The organism is Mycolicibacterium stellerae, from assembly GCF_003719305.1.
Taxonomy (GTDB): Bacteria; Actinomycetota; Actinomycetes; order Mycobacteriales; family Mycobacteriaceae; genus Mycobacterium; species Mycobacterium stellerae.
Map to the genome: position 1 here is coordinate 120437 of NZ_RARC01000012.1, position 15423 is coordinate 135859.

Annotated in this window: 12 protein-coding genes and 1 pseudogene; 8 read left to right on the forward strand and 5 right to left on the reverse strand. The window is 65.4% G+C overall.

Annotation, left to right across the window (positions count from 1 at the left end):
- Positions 1-14: 14 nt before the first annotated feature.
- Genes mptB through D6M19_RS17040 form a run of 3 tightly spaced genes read left to right on the forward strand, consistent with a single transcriptional unit; the run spans position 15 to position 3432 of the window.
- Positions 15-1736, forward strand: a complete 1722-nt coding sequence (gene mptB / locus D6M19_RS17030) for a polyprenol phosphomannose-dependent alpha 1,6 mannosyltransferase MptB (protein WP_164478530.1) — start codon at positions 15-17, stop codon at positions 1734-1736.
- Positions 1733-2662: an ABC transporter ATP-binding protein gene (locus tag D6M19_RS17035; protein WP_206428547.1), complete on the forward strand. Its 930-nt coding sequence runs from the start codon at positions 1733-1735 to the stop codon at positions 2660-2662. The genes mptB and D6M19_RS17035 overlap by 4 nt, the downstream gene beginning before the upstream one ends.
- Positions 2659-3432, forward strand: coding sequence for an ABC transporter permease (locus tag D6M19_RS17040; protein WP_123026409.1), 774 nt, complete (start codon positions 2659-2661; stop codon positions 3430-3432). Before D6M19_RS17035 ends, D6M19_RS17040 begins: the two co-directional genes overlap by 4 nt.
- Here the strand turns inward: D6M19_RS17040 and D6M19_RS17045 are convergent.
- Both D6M19_RS17045 and D6M19_RS17050 read right to left on the reverse strand, forming a co-directional pair.
- The gene (locus tag D6M19_RS17045) at positions 3400-4602 is read right to left on the reverse strand and encodes an aminotransferase class I/II-fold pyridoxal phosphate-dependent enzyme (protein ID WP_123026410.1); all 1203 of its coding nucleotides are present in this window, start codon (positions 4600-4602) and stop codon (positions 3400-3402) included. The two genes, D6M19_RS17040 and D6M19_RS17045, sit on opposite strands and share 33 nt — an antisense overlap.
- Positions 4603-4726: 124 nt before the next feature.
- Entirely contained in the window at positions 4727-5350 is a 624-nt protein-coding gene (locus D6M19_RS17050; protein WP_123026411.1) for a hypothetical protein, read from the reverse strand.
- Positions 5351-5440: 90 nt separating this feature from the next.
- On the opposite strand from D6M19_RS17050, the gene D6M19_RS17055 reads away from it, so the two are divergent.
- Together D6M19_RS17055 and D6M19_RS17060 are read left to right on the forward strand one after the other, a co-directional pair.
- A complete protein-coding gene (locus D6M19_RS17055; protein ID WP_123026467.1) occupies positions 5441-6013 on the forward strand; it encodes a TetR/AcrR family transcriptional regulator in 573 nt (190 codons plus the stop codon).
- Between the two features lie 76 nt (positions 6014-6089).
- Positions 6090-7025 (forward strand): COX15/CtaA family protein, encoded by a 936-nt coding sequence (locus tag D6M19_RS17060; protein ID WP_123026412.1) that lies wholly within the window; start codon positions 6090-6092, stop codon positions 7023-7025.
- Here D6M19_RS17060 and D6M19_RS17065 read toward each other — a convergent pair.
- Entirely contained in the window at positions 6975-7913 is a 939-nt protein-coding gene (locus D6M19_RS17065; protein ID WP_123026413.1) for an ATP-grasp domain-containing protein, read from the reverse strand. The two genes, D6M19_RS17060 and D6M19_RS17065, sit on opposite strands and share 51 nt — an antisense overlap.
- A gap of 21 nt (positions 7914-7934) precedes the next feature.
- Here D6M19_RS17065 and D6M19_RS17070 point away from each other — a divergent pair, with 21 nt between their 5' ends.
- A complete protein-coding gene (locus D6M19_RS17070) occupies positions 7935-8906 on the forward strand; it encodes a quinone oxidoreductase family protein (protein WP_123026468.1) in 972 nt (323 codons plus the stop codon).
- Here the strand turns inward: D6M19_RS17070 and D6M19_RS17075 are convergent.
- Positions 8903-9861 (reverse strand): annotated as a pseudogene (locus D6M19_RS17075) (DUF1254 domain-containing protein). The gene D6M19_RS17070 and the pseudogene D6M19_RS17075 sit on opposite strands and share 4 nt — an antisense overlap.
- Positions 9862-10114: 253 nt before the next feature.
- Between D6M19_RS17075 and D6M19_RS17080 the strand changes: the two are divergent.
- Entirely contained in the window at positions 10115-12193 is a 2079-nt protein-coding gene (locus tag D6M19_RS17080; protein WP_123026414.1) for an Ig-like domain-containing protein, read from the forward strand.
- 1 nt (position 12194) lies between these two features.
- Here the strand turns inward: D6M19_RS17080 and D6M19_RS17085 are convergent, their stop codons facing one another.
- Positions 12195-13127 (reverse strand): heme o synthase, encoded by a 933-nt coding sequence (locus D6M19_RS17085; RefSeq protein ID WP_206428548.1) that lies wholly within the window; start codon positions 13125-13127, stop codon positions 12195-12197.
- A 191-nt stretch (positions 13128-13318) separates the two neighbouring features.
- Here D6M19_RS17085 and tkt point away from each other — a divergent pair, with 191 nt between their 5' ends.
- Positions 13319-15409: a transketolase gene (tkt, locus tag D6M19_RS17090; RefSeq protein WP_123026415.1), complete on the forward strand. Its 2091-nt coding sequence runs from the start codon at positions 13319-13321 to the stop codon at positions 15407-15409.
- The last annotated feature ends 14 nt before the right edge of the window (positions 15410-15423 follow it).

Sequence of the window (15423 nt, forward strand, 5' to 3'; positions counted from 1 at the left end):
GCTACGCTGCAGTGATGGCTGCGCGCCTATGGTCCCTTTCCACTTCGATTGCCGGCTGGCACGGCGATGAACGGACCGTCGGCTCGCCGCTCAACGATGCCGAGCTGATCGCACTGCGCCGGACCCGGTTGTTCGGCGCGACCGGCACGGTGTTGATGGCCATCGGCGCCCTCGGCGTCGGCGCCCGACCCGTCGTGCAGGATCCGACGTTCGGGGTCCGGCTCCTCAACCTTCCGTCGCGCATCCAGACCGTTTCGCTGACCATGACCACCACCGGCGCGGTCATGATGACGCTGGCGTGGTTGATGCTCGGCCGCTTCGCGCTCGGCGAGCGACGGATGACGCGCAGCCAGCTCGACCGCACGCTGCTGCTGTGGGTGGTTCCGCTGCTCATCGCACCGCCGATGTACAGCAGGGACGTCTACTCCTATCTGGCGCAGAGTGAGATCGCGATCAACGGTCTCGACCCATACAAGGTCGGACCCGCAACCGGGCTGGGTCTCGACCACGTCTTCACCCTGTCGGTGCCGACGATGTGGCGCGAGACCCCGGCGCCCTACGGTCCGTTGTTCTTGTGGTTAGGCCAAGGCATTTCGGCTCTGACGGGCGAGAACATCGTCTTCGCGGTGCTGTGCCACCGGCTTGTGGTCCTGTTCGGCGTCGGGCTCATCGTGTGGGCGGTGCCGCGGCTGGCACGCCGCTGTGGCGTGGCCGAGGTCAGCGCGCTGTGGCTGGGGGCGGCCAACCCGCTGCTGATCATGCATCTGGTGGCGGGCATCCACAACGAGGCGTTGATGCTGGGCCTGATGCTCGCCGGCACCGAGTTCGCGCTGCGCGGTGTGTACGCCGACACCCCGCTGCTGCCGAAACCGTTGGCCTGGCCGCAGTCTCGCGACCAATGGGTTCGATGGCGTCCAATGGCAATGCTGATCATCGGCGTCGTGCTGATCACGTTGTCGTCACAGGTAAAGCTGCCCGGTCTGCTGGCGGTCGGCTTCGTCGCGATGGCCCTGGCGTGTCGCTGGGGCGGCACCTTCAAAGCCTTCGTCATCGCTGGCGGATCGCTTGCTGCGGTGACGGTCGCGGTGATGGCGGTGATCGGCTGGGCCAGCGGACTGGGATTCGGTTGGCTCTTCACACTGGGCACCGCCAACGTCGTCCGCAGCTGGATGTCGGTGCCGACCTTGTTGGCACTGGGCACCGGACAGGTGGGCATCCTGCTCGGGCTGGGCGATCACACCACCGCGGTACTCGGGCTGACCCGCGGCATCGGTGTGTTCATCATTTCGATCCTGGTGACGTGGCTGCTGTTGGCAGTGCTTCGGGGCCGCCTGCATCCCGTCGGCGGCCTCGGCGTTGCGCTCGGCATGACCGTCCTGCTGTTCCCCGTGGTGCAGCCCTGGTACGTGCTGTGGGCCGTCATCCCGCTTGCGGCGTGGGCGACACGGCGCTCATTCCGCAGCACCGCCATCGTCGTCACCCTCGTGGTCGGGATCTTCGGGCCGACCGCCAACGGCGACCGCTTCACCGTCTTCCAGATCCTGCTCGCGACCGCTGCCAGCACCGTGATCGTGGCCCTGCTGATCATGATGACCTACTACCGACTGCCGTGGCGGAAGCTGCCGGACCCCGGCCCGGAACGCGCCCTCGCGCCGGTTACGGGGCCCGTCCCCGTCGAACCTTCGCTACCGCGGCCGCAGGCGGCGAAGGCCGACGCCTACGCTGAATCCCCGTGACCTCCGGCTCCGCCCCCGTGCGCCTACGCGGGGTGTGCAAACGGTACGGGGCGACGACCGCGGTCTCCGATCTCGACCTAGAAGTGCAATCCGCCGAGGTACTGGCGCTGCTCGGGCCCAACGGTGCGGGCAAGACGACCACGGTCGAGATGTGCGAGGGGTTCATCAAACCGGATGCGGGAAGCATCGAAATCCTCGGCCTGAATCCGGTCACCGACAACGCGAAGGTCCGTGAGCGCATCGGCGTCATGCTGCAGGGCGGCGGCGCGTACCCGGCGGCGCAGGCCGGTGAGATGCTCAACCTTGTCGCGTCCTACAGCGCCGACCCGCTCGACCCGCAGTGGCTGATGGCGACGCTCGGCCTGACGGAGGCGGCGAAGACGACATATCGCCGGCTGTCCGGCGGGCAGCAACAGCGCCTGGCGCTGGCGTGCGCGGTGGTCGGCCGCCCCGAGCTGGTGTTCCTCGACGAGCCGACCGCAGGCATGGACGCCCATGCACGAATCGTGGTGTGGGAGTTGATCGATGCGCTTCGCCGTGACGGTGTGACGGTCGTGTTGACCACCCACCAGCTGACCGAGGCCGAGGAGCTGGCCGACCGACTGGTGATCATCGACCGCGGCGTCGCGGTGGCGAGCGGCACACCGGCCGAGCTGATGAACAGCGGCGCGGAGAACCAGCTGAGGTTTCGGGCTCCACGGATGCTTGACCTGTCTCTGCTGATTTCGGCGCTGCCCGAACGCTACAAGGCCTCCGAGCCATCGCCGGGTGAATACCTGGTGGAAGGGCACATCGACCCGCAGGTACTGGCGACGGTGACCGCGTGGTGCGCACGGCTGAATGTGCTGGCCAACGATATGCGGGTGGAGCAGCGCAGCCTGGAGGACGTATTCCTCGACCTGACCGGGCGGGAGTTGCGGTCGTGACGAATCGCTTTGCGGCGGGGACGTTCACGCCCGATCCGCGTCCGGCAACCGTACCGAAGATGCTGGCCGCGCAGTTCGCGCTCGAATTGAAGCTGCTGCTGCGCAACGGCGAACAGCTGTTGCTCACGCTGTTCATCCCGATCACGCTCTTGGTCGGGTTGACGCTGCTGCCGTTCGGCTCTTTCGGTCCGAACCGCGCGGCGACGTTCGTCCCTGCGATCATGTCGCTTGCGGTGATCTCGACGGCGTTCACCGGGCAGGCCATCGCGGTGGCGTTCGACCGCCGCTACGGTGCGCTCAAACGAATCGGCGCCACCGCCCTTCCGGTGTGGGGCATCATCGCAGGCAAGTCGCTGGCCGTGGTCACCGTCGTATTTCTGCAGTCGATCGTGTTGGGCGGCATCGGCTTTGCGCTGGGCTGGCGACCGCACATCGTGGGACTGATGTTGGGGGCGGTCATCATCGCGCTGGGCACCGCAGGTTTCGCGGCAATGGGGCTGCTGCTCGGCGGCACGCTGCGCGCCGAGATCGTGCTGGCCGTCGCCAACCTGCTGTGGTTCGTTTTCGCCGGGCTTGGCGCACTCACCCTCGAAGCTCAGGCTGTTCCAGAAGCAGGGCGGTGGTCGGCCCGGCTCACGCCGTCTGGCGCTCTGACCGAGGCACTGACGCAGGCGATGTCGCTGTCGGTGGACTGGTTCGGCATCGCCGTGCTCGCCGCGTGGGGCGCCGTGTCAGCGCTATGCGCTCTGCGCTGGTTCCGTTTCACCTGAGACCAGCACGCTTTTCACGTCGGCGACGGCCTCGAGGAAACGCTCGCGTTCATCGGCGCGCGGAGCGACGATGCGCAACGCGTTCGGATGAACCCCGTGAGCGATGCCCAGCACGCGCACACCGATGCCGTGTCGCCGGAAGGCCTCGGCCACGTCTTCGGCACGATCGCAGAAGGCGTACTGGAAGTGAACATTCGCGTTGCACTGAGGCGTGATGCCCGGCATCCCCGAAAGCACCTCCGCCAGCCAGGCGCTGTCATCGTGCATCCATGCACGCGAGTGCGAGGCCCAGTGAAAGTCGCGCACCGCCGCGCGTACGGCGTGAACATCGACACCGGACAACCCCCAGTTCTCCTGCTGACCGAACAGCCTCTTCAGGGGTTCGTCGTCAGCGCACCAGGCCACGCCCGCTCTGGTGGCCGCAATTCCGTAGAACTTCGACGTCGACCGCAGCACAACCAGATTCGGCACATCGCAGCCGAGCGTCGACGCCTCGATCGGATGCGGTGTGAAGTTGATGTACGACTCGTCGACGACGAGTGTGGCGTTCGGGTGGGCGTCAGCCGCAGCGATCAGGCCCTTCGGGTCAAGCAATGTGCCGGTCGGGTTGTGCGGGTTGGAGATGATGACGACGCCCGCGGCGTCCAGTGCCGCGTCGACCTGCTCGACCGTGGGTATCTGTTCACCGGATACGGTGAAGCCTCGCCCGGGAAACGCCTTGAGGTAGTCGGTGTACGCCGGCAGCGGGACACATACATCGGCATGTTCGACTTCTCGGCCCATCGCCCAGATGAACTCGCTTGCTCCCCGTCCGGCGATCATCGCGCCGCGTTTCACACCGGTGGCCCACCGGTATAGATCCACGACGCGCTCGGCCGCACCGTACGGGTGCAGCAGCATGTCTGCTGCGGGGATCGAGTGCAGTGCGGCGACTGCGGCCGGAGCAGGGCCATAGCGGTTGACGCACGTGCTGAGGTCCATGTCGACACCGCGGCGGGGATCGCCTCCTTGGGCACCGAACCCGGGGTTGGCGAGCGACTCCGGCGTGCGGGCGACGTGTTGCTGACCGGTCGACGTCGCGTTGGCGGCGAGTTTGATCTGACGCTGTCGCCGCATCTCGATCGCCCGGTAAGGCAGCGAATAGCGCTGTGAGGCAGGAAAGTGTGGCATGTCGTCCCCTGTGTCATGGAGTGCACATCGGCGTGCGAGCCAAAAGTAGGTCGCGCGACCCGACGGGGACAGCGTGGTGGCCTACGCCAGCTGGCGCAGGCACTACTCGTATTCCTTAGCGGTCCTATGTGGTCGCGGGTTGGGGCGACAGAGCCAGCGATGGGAGCAGGTATTCCAACTGGCCGACTTCCTCGATGTTGTGCTTCACCCACGCACGGACCTTGTCGTCAGGAAACCGCCGGCGCACGATTCGGTTGACCGGGGCGAGCAGAGCCGACCGCACTCCGAGGTCCATCACAGTCACGTAGTGGGCGCCATGTGCACCGGCCGACCAGGTGTGCTCGAGTTGGAACACCGGGACGCCTGCGACCCGCTTGACGAGGCGAATGCCCGTCTCGTCGAGTTTCTCGACGCGCGCCGTTTCGTCGATCGTGTACTCGGGCCTGCCGCCGAAGGCCTCGACCATGCGAAAGCGCGCTCCTTCAGCGACCCCGCCCGTCACCGCCGGCCGGGCCAGTTCCCATTTGATGTGGTCGATGGGATGCCACGCCAAATAGCGATCGATGATCGCGTCGCCGTAGCGGATCGTGGCGCCAAGATGCGTGAACCAGTCGAGGAGCATTGCCGGTGTCAAGCCACTCAGCGGTTGGTGGTCGATCGTGACCCTGCGCCGGTGATGCGGCGCATCGGTGTAGCGCACGATCGCGGAATCGATTGGGCGGAGCGGGTACAGAACCGGGCGGCTCATCTCTACCTCCAAGATACGATTGCGTTTCTTATATCGATCACGCTAGCGTGCGGCGATAAGATACGCAAGAGTGTCTTCGGAGGTGTGTGGGTGAAGCGACGTCGTGGCGAGGAACTGGACTCGGCGATCAGATCCGCGGTGCTCGACCTGCTCGTCGAGCACGGGCCGGCCGGGGTGACCATGGAAGCCGTCGCCGCGGCGGCCGGCACCAGCAAGCCGGTGCTTTACCGGCGCTGGCCAGACCGGGCGAGCCTGTTGAGGGACACCCTGCTGCGGGTCGCGACCGCCGCCATCCCACATGAGGACACCGGCAGCTACCGGGATGACATGCTGGCGATCCTGCGCGGATGGGCGGCCCTCTTCACCGGCCCCAACGCCGAGTTGCTACGCGCCGCCATCGCCGCCGGCGCGCACGATTCGGAGCTGCGGACGGCGTTCCAGAACGACGTGATCGGCTGGCGCAAGCAGGAGATGGCCGCGATGCTCGCGCGGGGAATCGAGCGTGGCGATGTGCGTGCCGACGTGCCCGTCGAGATCGCCCGGGAGCTCGGCCAGAGCGTGCTGTGGCACCGCCTACTGATCACGGGCGACCCGATCACCGACGAGTTGATCGTTGCGCTCGTCGACGAGGTGCTGGTTCCTTTCGTCGCGCCGCGTGCTTAGGCGCTCCCCTGTCGCGCTACTACGTCCTGTAGTTGCGATCCTCTACGATCGGGCCGTGGCCTTCGGACGATCTCTCATGCGCTTGGTGGACGTCCTGCCGGTGCCGAGCCTGCGCACGCAGCGGCTCATCGCCGCCGCGGTCGTCCTGACCCAGGGCGGCATCGCGGTCACGGGTGCCATCGTCCGGGTCACCGCGTCGGGCCTTGGCTGCCCCACCTGGCCGCAGTGTTTCCCCGGCAGCTTCACCCCTGTGCCGCACGCCGAAGTGCCCGGTATTCATCAGGCAGTGGAGTTCGGCAACCGGATGATCACCTTCCTCGTCGTACTGACCGCGGCGCTGGCGGTACTGGCGGTCACTCGCGCCCGTCGTCGACATGAGGTCCTGGTGTACGCCTGGCTGATGCCTGCGTCGACGGTGATGCAGGCCGTCATCGGCGGCATCACCGTGCTCACCGGCCTGCTGTGGTGGACCGTCGCGATTCACCTGCTGGTATCGATGGCGATGGTGTGGCTCGCCGTGCTGCTGTACGTGAAAATCGGCGAGCCGGACGACGGTGTACCTACGGCGCGCGTACCAAAGCCGTTGCGCCAGTTGACGATTCTGACGGCGGTGGTTCTTGCTGCACAGCTGGTCTCCGGTACGTTTGTCACGGCTGCCGGCCCACACGCCGGCGACAAGAGCATCGAGGACCCAGTTCCTCGGCTGCAGATCGAGATCGTCACCCTGGTGGCGCTGCATGCGGCGCTGCTGATTGCCTATCTGGCACTGCTGCTGGGATTGGGCTTCGCACTCCGCAGGGTGGGCGCGGATCGGCAGATCATCAGGCGCCTCGTCGTACTGCTGATTCTGGTCGCGGCGCAGGCCCTCGTCGGTCGCGTTCAGTACGCAATCGGCGTACCCGCCGCCCTGGTCGCGATCCACGTTGCGGGGGCGGCCGCGTGCACGGCGGCCACCTCGGCGCTATGGGCGTCGATGCGAGAACGGACCGAGCCCGAGCCGGTCCAGCGCTGACTCGACGCCGACGGCAAACTTGCGTTGTTGAAGGTCTCGCGTGGCCCGGTTGAGCTGACGCCACCCCAATGACGGCTCGACCAACTCCAACTCGAGCAGCAGCGGATTGTCCGGCCCACCAATCACGTCGACCCGGGCGTACAGCAGGTCGGTGGCGCTGATCTTCAAATGGGCCGCCGCCGCATCCAGAGCGGCGTGGCCAACGTCCCACAGTTCGAAGTCGGGGTCGGCGGGGCTCAGCGACTCCTCGGCGTAGGTGCCTGACGGGTCGAACACCGGCCGCTCACCGGCGGGCGGCAGCATTGGCCCCTTGGTGAAGGCGTGCGACTGCTCTCCGGCAAGGAAAACCAACGCCGTCTCTCCGGACTCCACCCTGGGGTCGTAGGGCTGGACGAGCACGGTGTTGCCCGCATCGTGCAGCGCGGCGGCGTGCTCGCGAGCGGAGCGGGCATCGGTAAAGCGCTGTGCACCAACGGATCCCGCCCCAATGGCAGGCTTGACTACCACCTCACCCTTCGGTACGCGCACCTTGTCACCCGGCGCGAAGAAGTTGCTCGGCAGGGTCGGCACCCCCGCGTCGATGAGGTCGCCCAGGTAGCGCTTGTCGGTGTTCCACGCGACGACGTCTGGCGCGTTCAACAGGTTGGCGACCCGGGTACTCCAGCTCAGGAAGTCGTCAAGTCGCTCGATGTAGTCCCAGGTAGCCCGGAGGATGACCAGGTCGGCGTCGAGTGCCTGCGGGTCGTCCCACGACAGCCACCTGGCGTGCAGTCCGCGCTGTCGCAGGACGGCGACGAGTTCGGCGTCGTCACCGTCGCCCTCCGGCAGCGCGGGGCAGCCTGCGAGGACGATCCGCGGATGACGGATGTCGGGGCGAGCGAGTTTCATGTCGTAGGGATGATAGACACCATGCAAGCGATTGAGATCACCGAAACCGGCGGACCCGAAGTCCTGAAGTACGTCGAAAAGTCCACACCTTCCCCCGCACCTGGTGAGGTGCTGATCAAGGCCGATGCGATCGGCATCAACTTCATCGACACCTACTTCCGATCGGGTCTCTATACGCGAGAGCTGCCATTCATCCTCGGTCTCGAGGTATGCGGAACGATCGAGGCCGTCGGCGACGATGTGGCCGCGCTTGGCGTCGGCGACCGGGTGGTCACCGCGCAGGCCGACGGCTCTTACGCCGAGTACTGCACGGCGCCAGCCGATTTCTGTGCCTACGTGCCCGACAGTGTGGCTTCGGATGTGGCGGCGGCGTCGCTCCTGAAGGGTATGACGGCGCACTATCTGCTCAAGTCGGTCTATCCGGTACAACAGGGCGACAGCATCCTCGTGCACGCCGGTGCAGGCGGCGTCGGTCTCATCCTCACGCAGTGGGCCACCAGCCAGGCGGTCCGGGTGATCAGCACGGTGTCGACGCCGGAGAAAGCCGAGTTGAGCAGGCAGGCGGGTGCGGTGGAGGTGCTCGATTACCCCGACGATCCCGAGCAGTTCGGCGCCAAGATCAAGGAGCTGACCGACGGCGGGGTCGCGGCGGTTTACGACGGCGTCGGCGCCGCGACGTTCGAGGCCAGCATGGCAAGCCTGGCCGTGCGGGGCACGCTCGCCCTGTTCGGGGCGTCCAGCGGACCGGTCCCGGCATTCGATCCCCAGCGGCTCAATACCGCAGGCTCACTGTTTCTGACTCGACCGAGCTTGGGCCACTACACCCGAAGCGCGGATGAATTCTCCTGGCGGGCGGGAGAACTCCTCGACGCGATCGCCTCTGGGACGATCAACGTGACGGTCAGCGAACGATATCGCCTCGAGGACGCCGAGCGGGCCCACCGCGACCTGCAGGACCGCAAGACCGTCGGCTCCATCGTGCTCGTTCCCTAGACGGGCTCGGCGTCAGGAAAGGTCCACGAGCCGGCGAGGATCTGCTGCTGCGGCCGGTACAACCGGACCGTGTAGTTCCACCCCGGCGTAATCGGCAGGCAGTTGGGCACCTCGCCGTCGCAGCCACCGAATTGAATGGTGGTGTTTCCGTCCGGGCTTTTCTGTGCGGTGACGTTGTTGAACGAGTAGCCGTTCTGCGGGTTGGGCGAGAGGTAGCCGTCCTGGTTGTAAACGGTGACCGACCAGAACCCGTCAACGGGGACGTCGCCGACCGAGAGCGTGTGCACAGTGCCTCCGTCGTTCTGCGCCGGGACGACCGTCAGGTAGAGCGCGTCCTTCTCCGGTTGCCTCCCCAGGCGTTGGCCGACCCGATCAGATGCCGCACCGGATCGGTGTCCTCCTTGGTGCCGAAGGTGCGCTTGGTGTCGGGCAGCGTGGTCGCCAGCGTCACCAGTGCATCGCGAACAGTCTTCTGGCTGATCGGATCCCAGTTGGGTACATCGAAGTTGCCCGGCTTGTCCTGCCTGACCGAGATGCCGTCCTGCAGTTTGTGCACGGCCGCCAAATCGGCCGGGTCGTTGGGGTCGACCAGGATGCGCACGGGTACGGCGACATAGCGGGTGCCGATCTGGTCGCGGGTGATGGTGTGGTCACCGTTGTCGTAGTTGACCGTGTGTGTGTAATGGTCCTCGTCGATGACTTGCATGGACATGAAGCGGTCGCCTGCGTCGGGCAACGTCACGGTGACCGGTCCGGCGTCGAGGTCGAACACCGCGGCCGCATAGAGGGTGTCGCGGTTGGCCCGGATCACCAGTTGACGGTCGATGGGGGTCAGTTCGCGAAGGTAGAAGAACTTGCCGAAGCCATCGGACTTCGCGATGTTGCCGAAGTACAGATCGCTCTCCGCGCGGGCGAAATTGTCGGGGCTGACCACAACCGAGCCACCAGATGTCATCGCACCCCTCCACTCATATTCGTAGACAGGTCATCGTCGCATATCGCTCAGCTGTAATTCTTGGCTTAGCCAAGCGAATTACTTTGCTGTCTATGCGATCTCGGGTTGAGCCCGAATTCCGGCTGCTGAAAAGTGTAGGGAAACACCCGATTCGTCAAGTACGTCCTCAGGCCTAGCATCCCACCTGGCATACAAATGCCAAGCCGGTGGACAAAGGGGTACGGCGATGGAGTACGGGCGATATGTAGGCCGAGTGGGAGCGTTGGCAGTTGCGCTGGGAATCGGAGTCGCCGTCGCAAACGGGGGTGTCGCGAACGCCACCACGGACCCCGACCAGACGGACACGGCGAACACCGGCAACCAAGACCCGGACAACCCGACCGTCGACGACCCCGGCACGGATAGTCCTGCGGGTCCGGAAGGGCCAGAGACTCCGGCCGTCGTCATCAACGGTGTCGACCACAACGACAACGAGGAGGACGAGACGCCGCAGCGCAGAGTCCGCCCGCGAGTGATGATTCTCGATGTATTGCGCGGCGCCAACTTCCTCGGTGCACGCCGAACCGAAGAAAACCCCGGTCCGGCCAAGCAACCTGACGTCGGCGAAGAGAAGCAGGCTGCCGACCCGAATGAGGTTGTGGGTTCCGCAAAGTTCGCTGCGCCGGCCGGAAGCGATCCCGTCAAGCAAGCGTTGCCCGGCGCCCGGGCCCTGCATCAATCGATCGGCGCGGTCACCGCATCGACACCGCAGAAGATCGTCACATCGAAGGTGCTCCCCGGACCGACGAAGACGGCGACGGTCGTCGAGACCCTGACGACTCACTCGCAGCGGCAGGCCGCAACGGTCACCGGCACCTCTGCACTGGCCATCCCGACCGTTGAACCCGTCGCGCCCAAACCGGGCCACCTGGTCATCAGCCTCTTGTCCACCATAGGCCTGCGTCCTGACGCTTTCCCGCCGAGCTCGCCGCTGGCCCCGATCGGCCAGGTACTCGAGTTCGTCTACGCCGGGCTACGTCGGTTCGATCACACGTTCTTCAACGAAACCCCAACGGCAACACCTCTTATCGTCGACACCAACACGAATACCGGAGTGGTGACCGGCAGGGTGGCGACTGACTACGAGGGCGATGCTCTGGTATATCGGGTGGTCGACGCGCCCGATGAGGGGGAGGTTGTCTTCAATCCCGACGGCACCTTCACCTACACGCCGGACCGCAACGAGACACATGCCGTGGGAGAAACGGACGAGTTCACGGTCGTGGTGAGCGATCGCACGAATTTCCACCTGCACCTCCTCAGCCCGGGCTGGCACGAAACGACCGTTACGGTGTCGAACATTCCAGTCGTAGCCAACAACACCGTTATCGACACGGTCGACGACGCGGGTGCCACGATACTGAGACCAGAGGACTTGGCGATCAGCCGCGACGGTTCTCGGGTCTACATCACCGATAGCGACGCCAACAAGGTGCACGTAATCGACACGGAGACCAACGAAATCATCGACATCGACCCAACAACCACCGCCGTTGACTCCATCTCCGTCGGGGATCGTCCAGAGGGCCTTGCGGTCGTGGAGGTAGGCGGTAAGGAGTACTTATACGTAGCTAACTGGGGAGACGGCACGGTGTCCATCGTTGACACCACCACATACGCCGTCGTATCAAAACCACTCGATCCACCAAATGAGGTGTTGGGTCTTGGACAGGTTGCCGCCGCCCCGGACGGGAGCAAGGTTTATGTGACCGGTTTCTACGGCATGTACACCATCGACACAGCCGGTGGCGGCGTTACGTTCATTTCGCTGCGCGACGATCCGCTCGACAGCAATCGCTATGACATCGCGGTGACGCCGAACGGTCAGTTCGCATATGCACCTGATTTCGCCGCGCCTTTCGAGACCGGCGACATCAACGTGATAAACCTTGGCACTGGCGCAGTTACGAAGATCGACGCGGCGCCCGACCAATTCATCGAAGATGTCGTCATCAGTCCTGACGGCAGATACGTCTATATGACCGGTGAAAGTCTGATCGTCCTCGACACCACGACGAACACGATCGTCGCCAGGAATACCGACATCGGCGATGGGCGCGGTCTGACGATAAGTCCCGACGGCACACGCCTTTACGTGACTCAGATCAATTTCGACAGAATCACTGTGGTCGACACCGCGACACTGGAGATCGTCGACGACATCCCCGTCGACGACCCGTGGAACGTCGCGGTGACGCCGGACGGTACGCGCGCCTACGTGATCGGGTTCGCGACGCCGAGGGTGTCGGTCATCGCGCTCCAAACGCCGACGGACCCCGCCATCGAAGTCTGAGCTAGCGGCTCAACAGCGTCGGCAGGTCCAGCGCCGAGTCGACGGCCAGCGCGCAGAACACGACGGCCAGATAGTTGTTCGACTGCAGGAACAACCGCAGCGGCTTGATCGTCTCGCCGCGACGGACTCCGGCGTTCAGCTGGTGGGCCATTGCCAGGAACCAGGTGCCGGCGACCAGCGCCACCGATGCGTACAGCCAGCCGGTCGCCAGCGCCAACGTCAGCGTGGCCAGCACGGTCAGCCACGTGTAGATCAGGATCTGCTTGGTGACCTGTCGCTCGGTTGCGACCACAGGCAGCATCGGCACGCCTGCCGCCGCGTAGTCCTCCTTGTAGCGCATCGCCAACGCCCACGTGTGCGGCGGCGTCCAGAAGAAGATGATCGCGAACATCACCAGCGCAGGCCAGCCGATCGTGCCCGTCACCGCCGACCAGCCGATCATCACCGGCATGCAGCCGGCAGCGCCGCCCCACACCACGTTCTGCGACGTCCGGCGCTTCAGCAGCAGCGTGTAGACCAGCACGTAGAACGCGATCGTCGCACCCGCCAGGTGCGCGGACAGCATGTTCGTCGTCCACCACAGCCAGAAGAACGACGCCACCGACAGCACCAACCCGAAGATCAGCGCATGGCTGCGAGGAACGCTGTCCCGTGCCAACGGACGCCGCTCCGTGCGCTTCATCATTTTGTCGATGTCGGCGTCGGCAACGCAGTTCAGCGTGTTGGCTCCCGCGGCCGCCAGGAGTCCACCCACCAGGGTGTTGAGGATCAGCAGCGGATCCACAGTTCCGCGGCCGGCCAGCAGCATCGCAGGAATGGTGGTGACCAGCAGGAGCTCGATCACCCGCGGCTTGGTCAGCGAGAGGTATCCAAGGAGCGTCGCGCGGACTCGGCTCGGCGCCTCATCGCTGAGGTGGCCTTCGCGAATGCTCACGCAAATAACTCCATCAAAAAGGGCAGAAGGGCTTCTACTACAGACGATGGTAGACCGCAGGGATGCCCAGAACCTAGCTGGGTCGATTCGGTAAATGAACAGCCAATGATGCGCAACGCGGCCTGCGGCGATTGCCATGGCCGCACTAGGGTATGTGGTGGACCAGGGTTGCCGATTTGAGGAGTCAACTGGTGACAACAGTCGAAGAAATCTCGGCTCTTACTCGCCCGAACCATCCGGACGACTGGACCGACGTGGACTCGGAGGCCGTCGACACCGTCCGGGTGCTGGCGGCGGACGCGGTGCAGAAGGTCGGGAACGGTCACCCCGGAACGGCGATGAGCCTCGCTCCCCTCGCCTACTCGCTGTTTCAGCGCCAGATGCGCCACGACCCCAGCGATGTGCACTGGCTCGGGCGGGACCGGTTTGTGCTGTCCTGCGGGCATTCCAGCCTGACCCTCTACATCCAGCTCTACCTGGGCGGCTTCGGTCTCGAGCTATCCGACATCGAGTCACTGCGGACGTGGAAGAGCAAGACACCGGGGCACCCGGAGTTCCGGCACACCAAGGGCGTGGAGATCACCACCGGCCCGCTGGGCCAGGGTCTGGCCTCCGCGGTCGGCATGGCGATGGCCTCGCGTTACGAGCGCGGCCTGTTCGACCCCGACGCCGCGCCTGGCGAGAGCCCGTTCGACCACTTCATCTACGTGATCGCCTCCGACGGCGATATGGAGGAGGGCGTCACCAGCGAGGCGTCGTCGCTGGCGGGCACCCAGCAGCTCGGCAACCTCATCGTGTTCTACGACCACAACCAGATTTCGATCGAGCACGACACCAACATCGCGCTGTCGGAGGACGTGCCCGCGCGCTACCGCGCCTACGGGTGGCACGTGCAGGAGGTCGAGGGCGGCGAGAACGTCGTCGGCATCGAGGAGGCCATCGCCGAGGCGAAGAAGGTCACCGACAAGCCGTCGTTCATCTCCGTTCGGACGATCATCGGCTATCCGGCCCCGACGAAGATGAACACCGGCGGCGTGCACGGCTCGGCGCTCGGCGACGAGGAGGTGGCCGCCACCAAGCGTGTCCTCGGTTTCGACCCGGACAAGACGTTCGAGGTGCGCGACGAGGTCATCGAGCACACCCGCAAGCTGGTCGACCGCGGCAAGGAAGCCCACGAGAAGTGGCAGCCGCAGTTCGATGCGTGGGCCGAGCGGGAACCCGAGCGCAAGAAGCTGCTCGACCGGCTGGTGGCCGAAGAGCTGCCCGACGGGTGGGACGCCGACATCACCCACTGGGAGCCGGGCTCCAAGCCGCTGGCCACCCGCGCCGCGTTCGGCCAGGTCCTCAATGACGTCGCGCCGAAGCTGCCCGAATTGTGGGGCGGCTCAGCCGATTTGGCCGGCAGCAACAACACCACCATCAAAGGCGTGAAGTCGTTCGGGCCGCCGAGCATATCCACCGAAGACTTCACCGCGGACTGGTACGGACGCGTGCTGCACTTCGGTATCCGTGAGCACGCCATGGGCTCGATCCTGTCCGGCATCGTGCTGCACGGGCCGACCCGCGCATTCGGCGGAACCTTCCTGCAGTTCTCCGACTACATGCGGCCCGCGGTGCGGTTGGCGTCGTTGATGGACATCGACACCATCTACATCTGGACCCACGATTCCATCGGGCTCGGCGAGGACGGGCCGACGCATCAGCCCATCGAGCACCTTGCCGCACTGAGGGCGATTCCCAACCTGTCGGTGGTTCGCCCAGGCGACCCGAACGAGACCGCCTACGCGTGGCGCAGCATCCTGGCGCGCGGCAACGGCAGCGGCCCGGTCGGGTTCATCCTCACCCGCCAAGGCATTCCGGTGCTCGAGGGCACCGACAGCGACGGTGTCGCCAAGGGCGGCTACGTGCTCGGCGGCGTCCCCGACGAACTGCCCGATGTGGTGCTGATCGGTACCGGGTCCGAGCTGCAACTCGCTGTCGAGGCGCAGAAGCTGTTGGCGGAGAAGGACATCACCGCCACCGTGGTGTCCATGCCGTGCGTCGAATGGTTCGAGTCCCAGCCCGCCGAATACCGCGACAAGGTACTGCCGCCTGCGGTGTCGGCACGAGTCGCCGTTGAGGCCGCGGTTGCGCAGAGCTGGTACAAGCTCGTCGGCGACACCGGCGAGATCGTCTCGATCGAGCACTACGGCGAATCCGCCGATGACAAGACGTTGTTCCGCGAGTTCGGGTTCACCCCCGAGGCGGTTGTGGCCGCCGCGGAACGATCACTGGACAACTAGTTCTGGAAAACTGA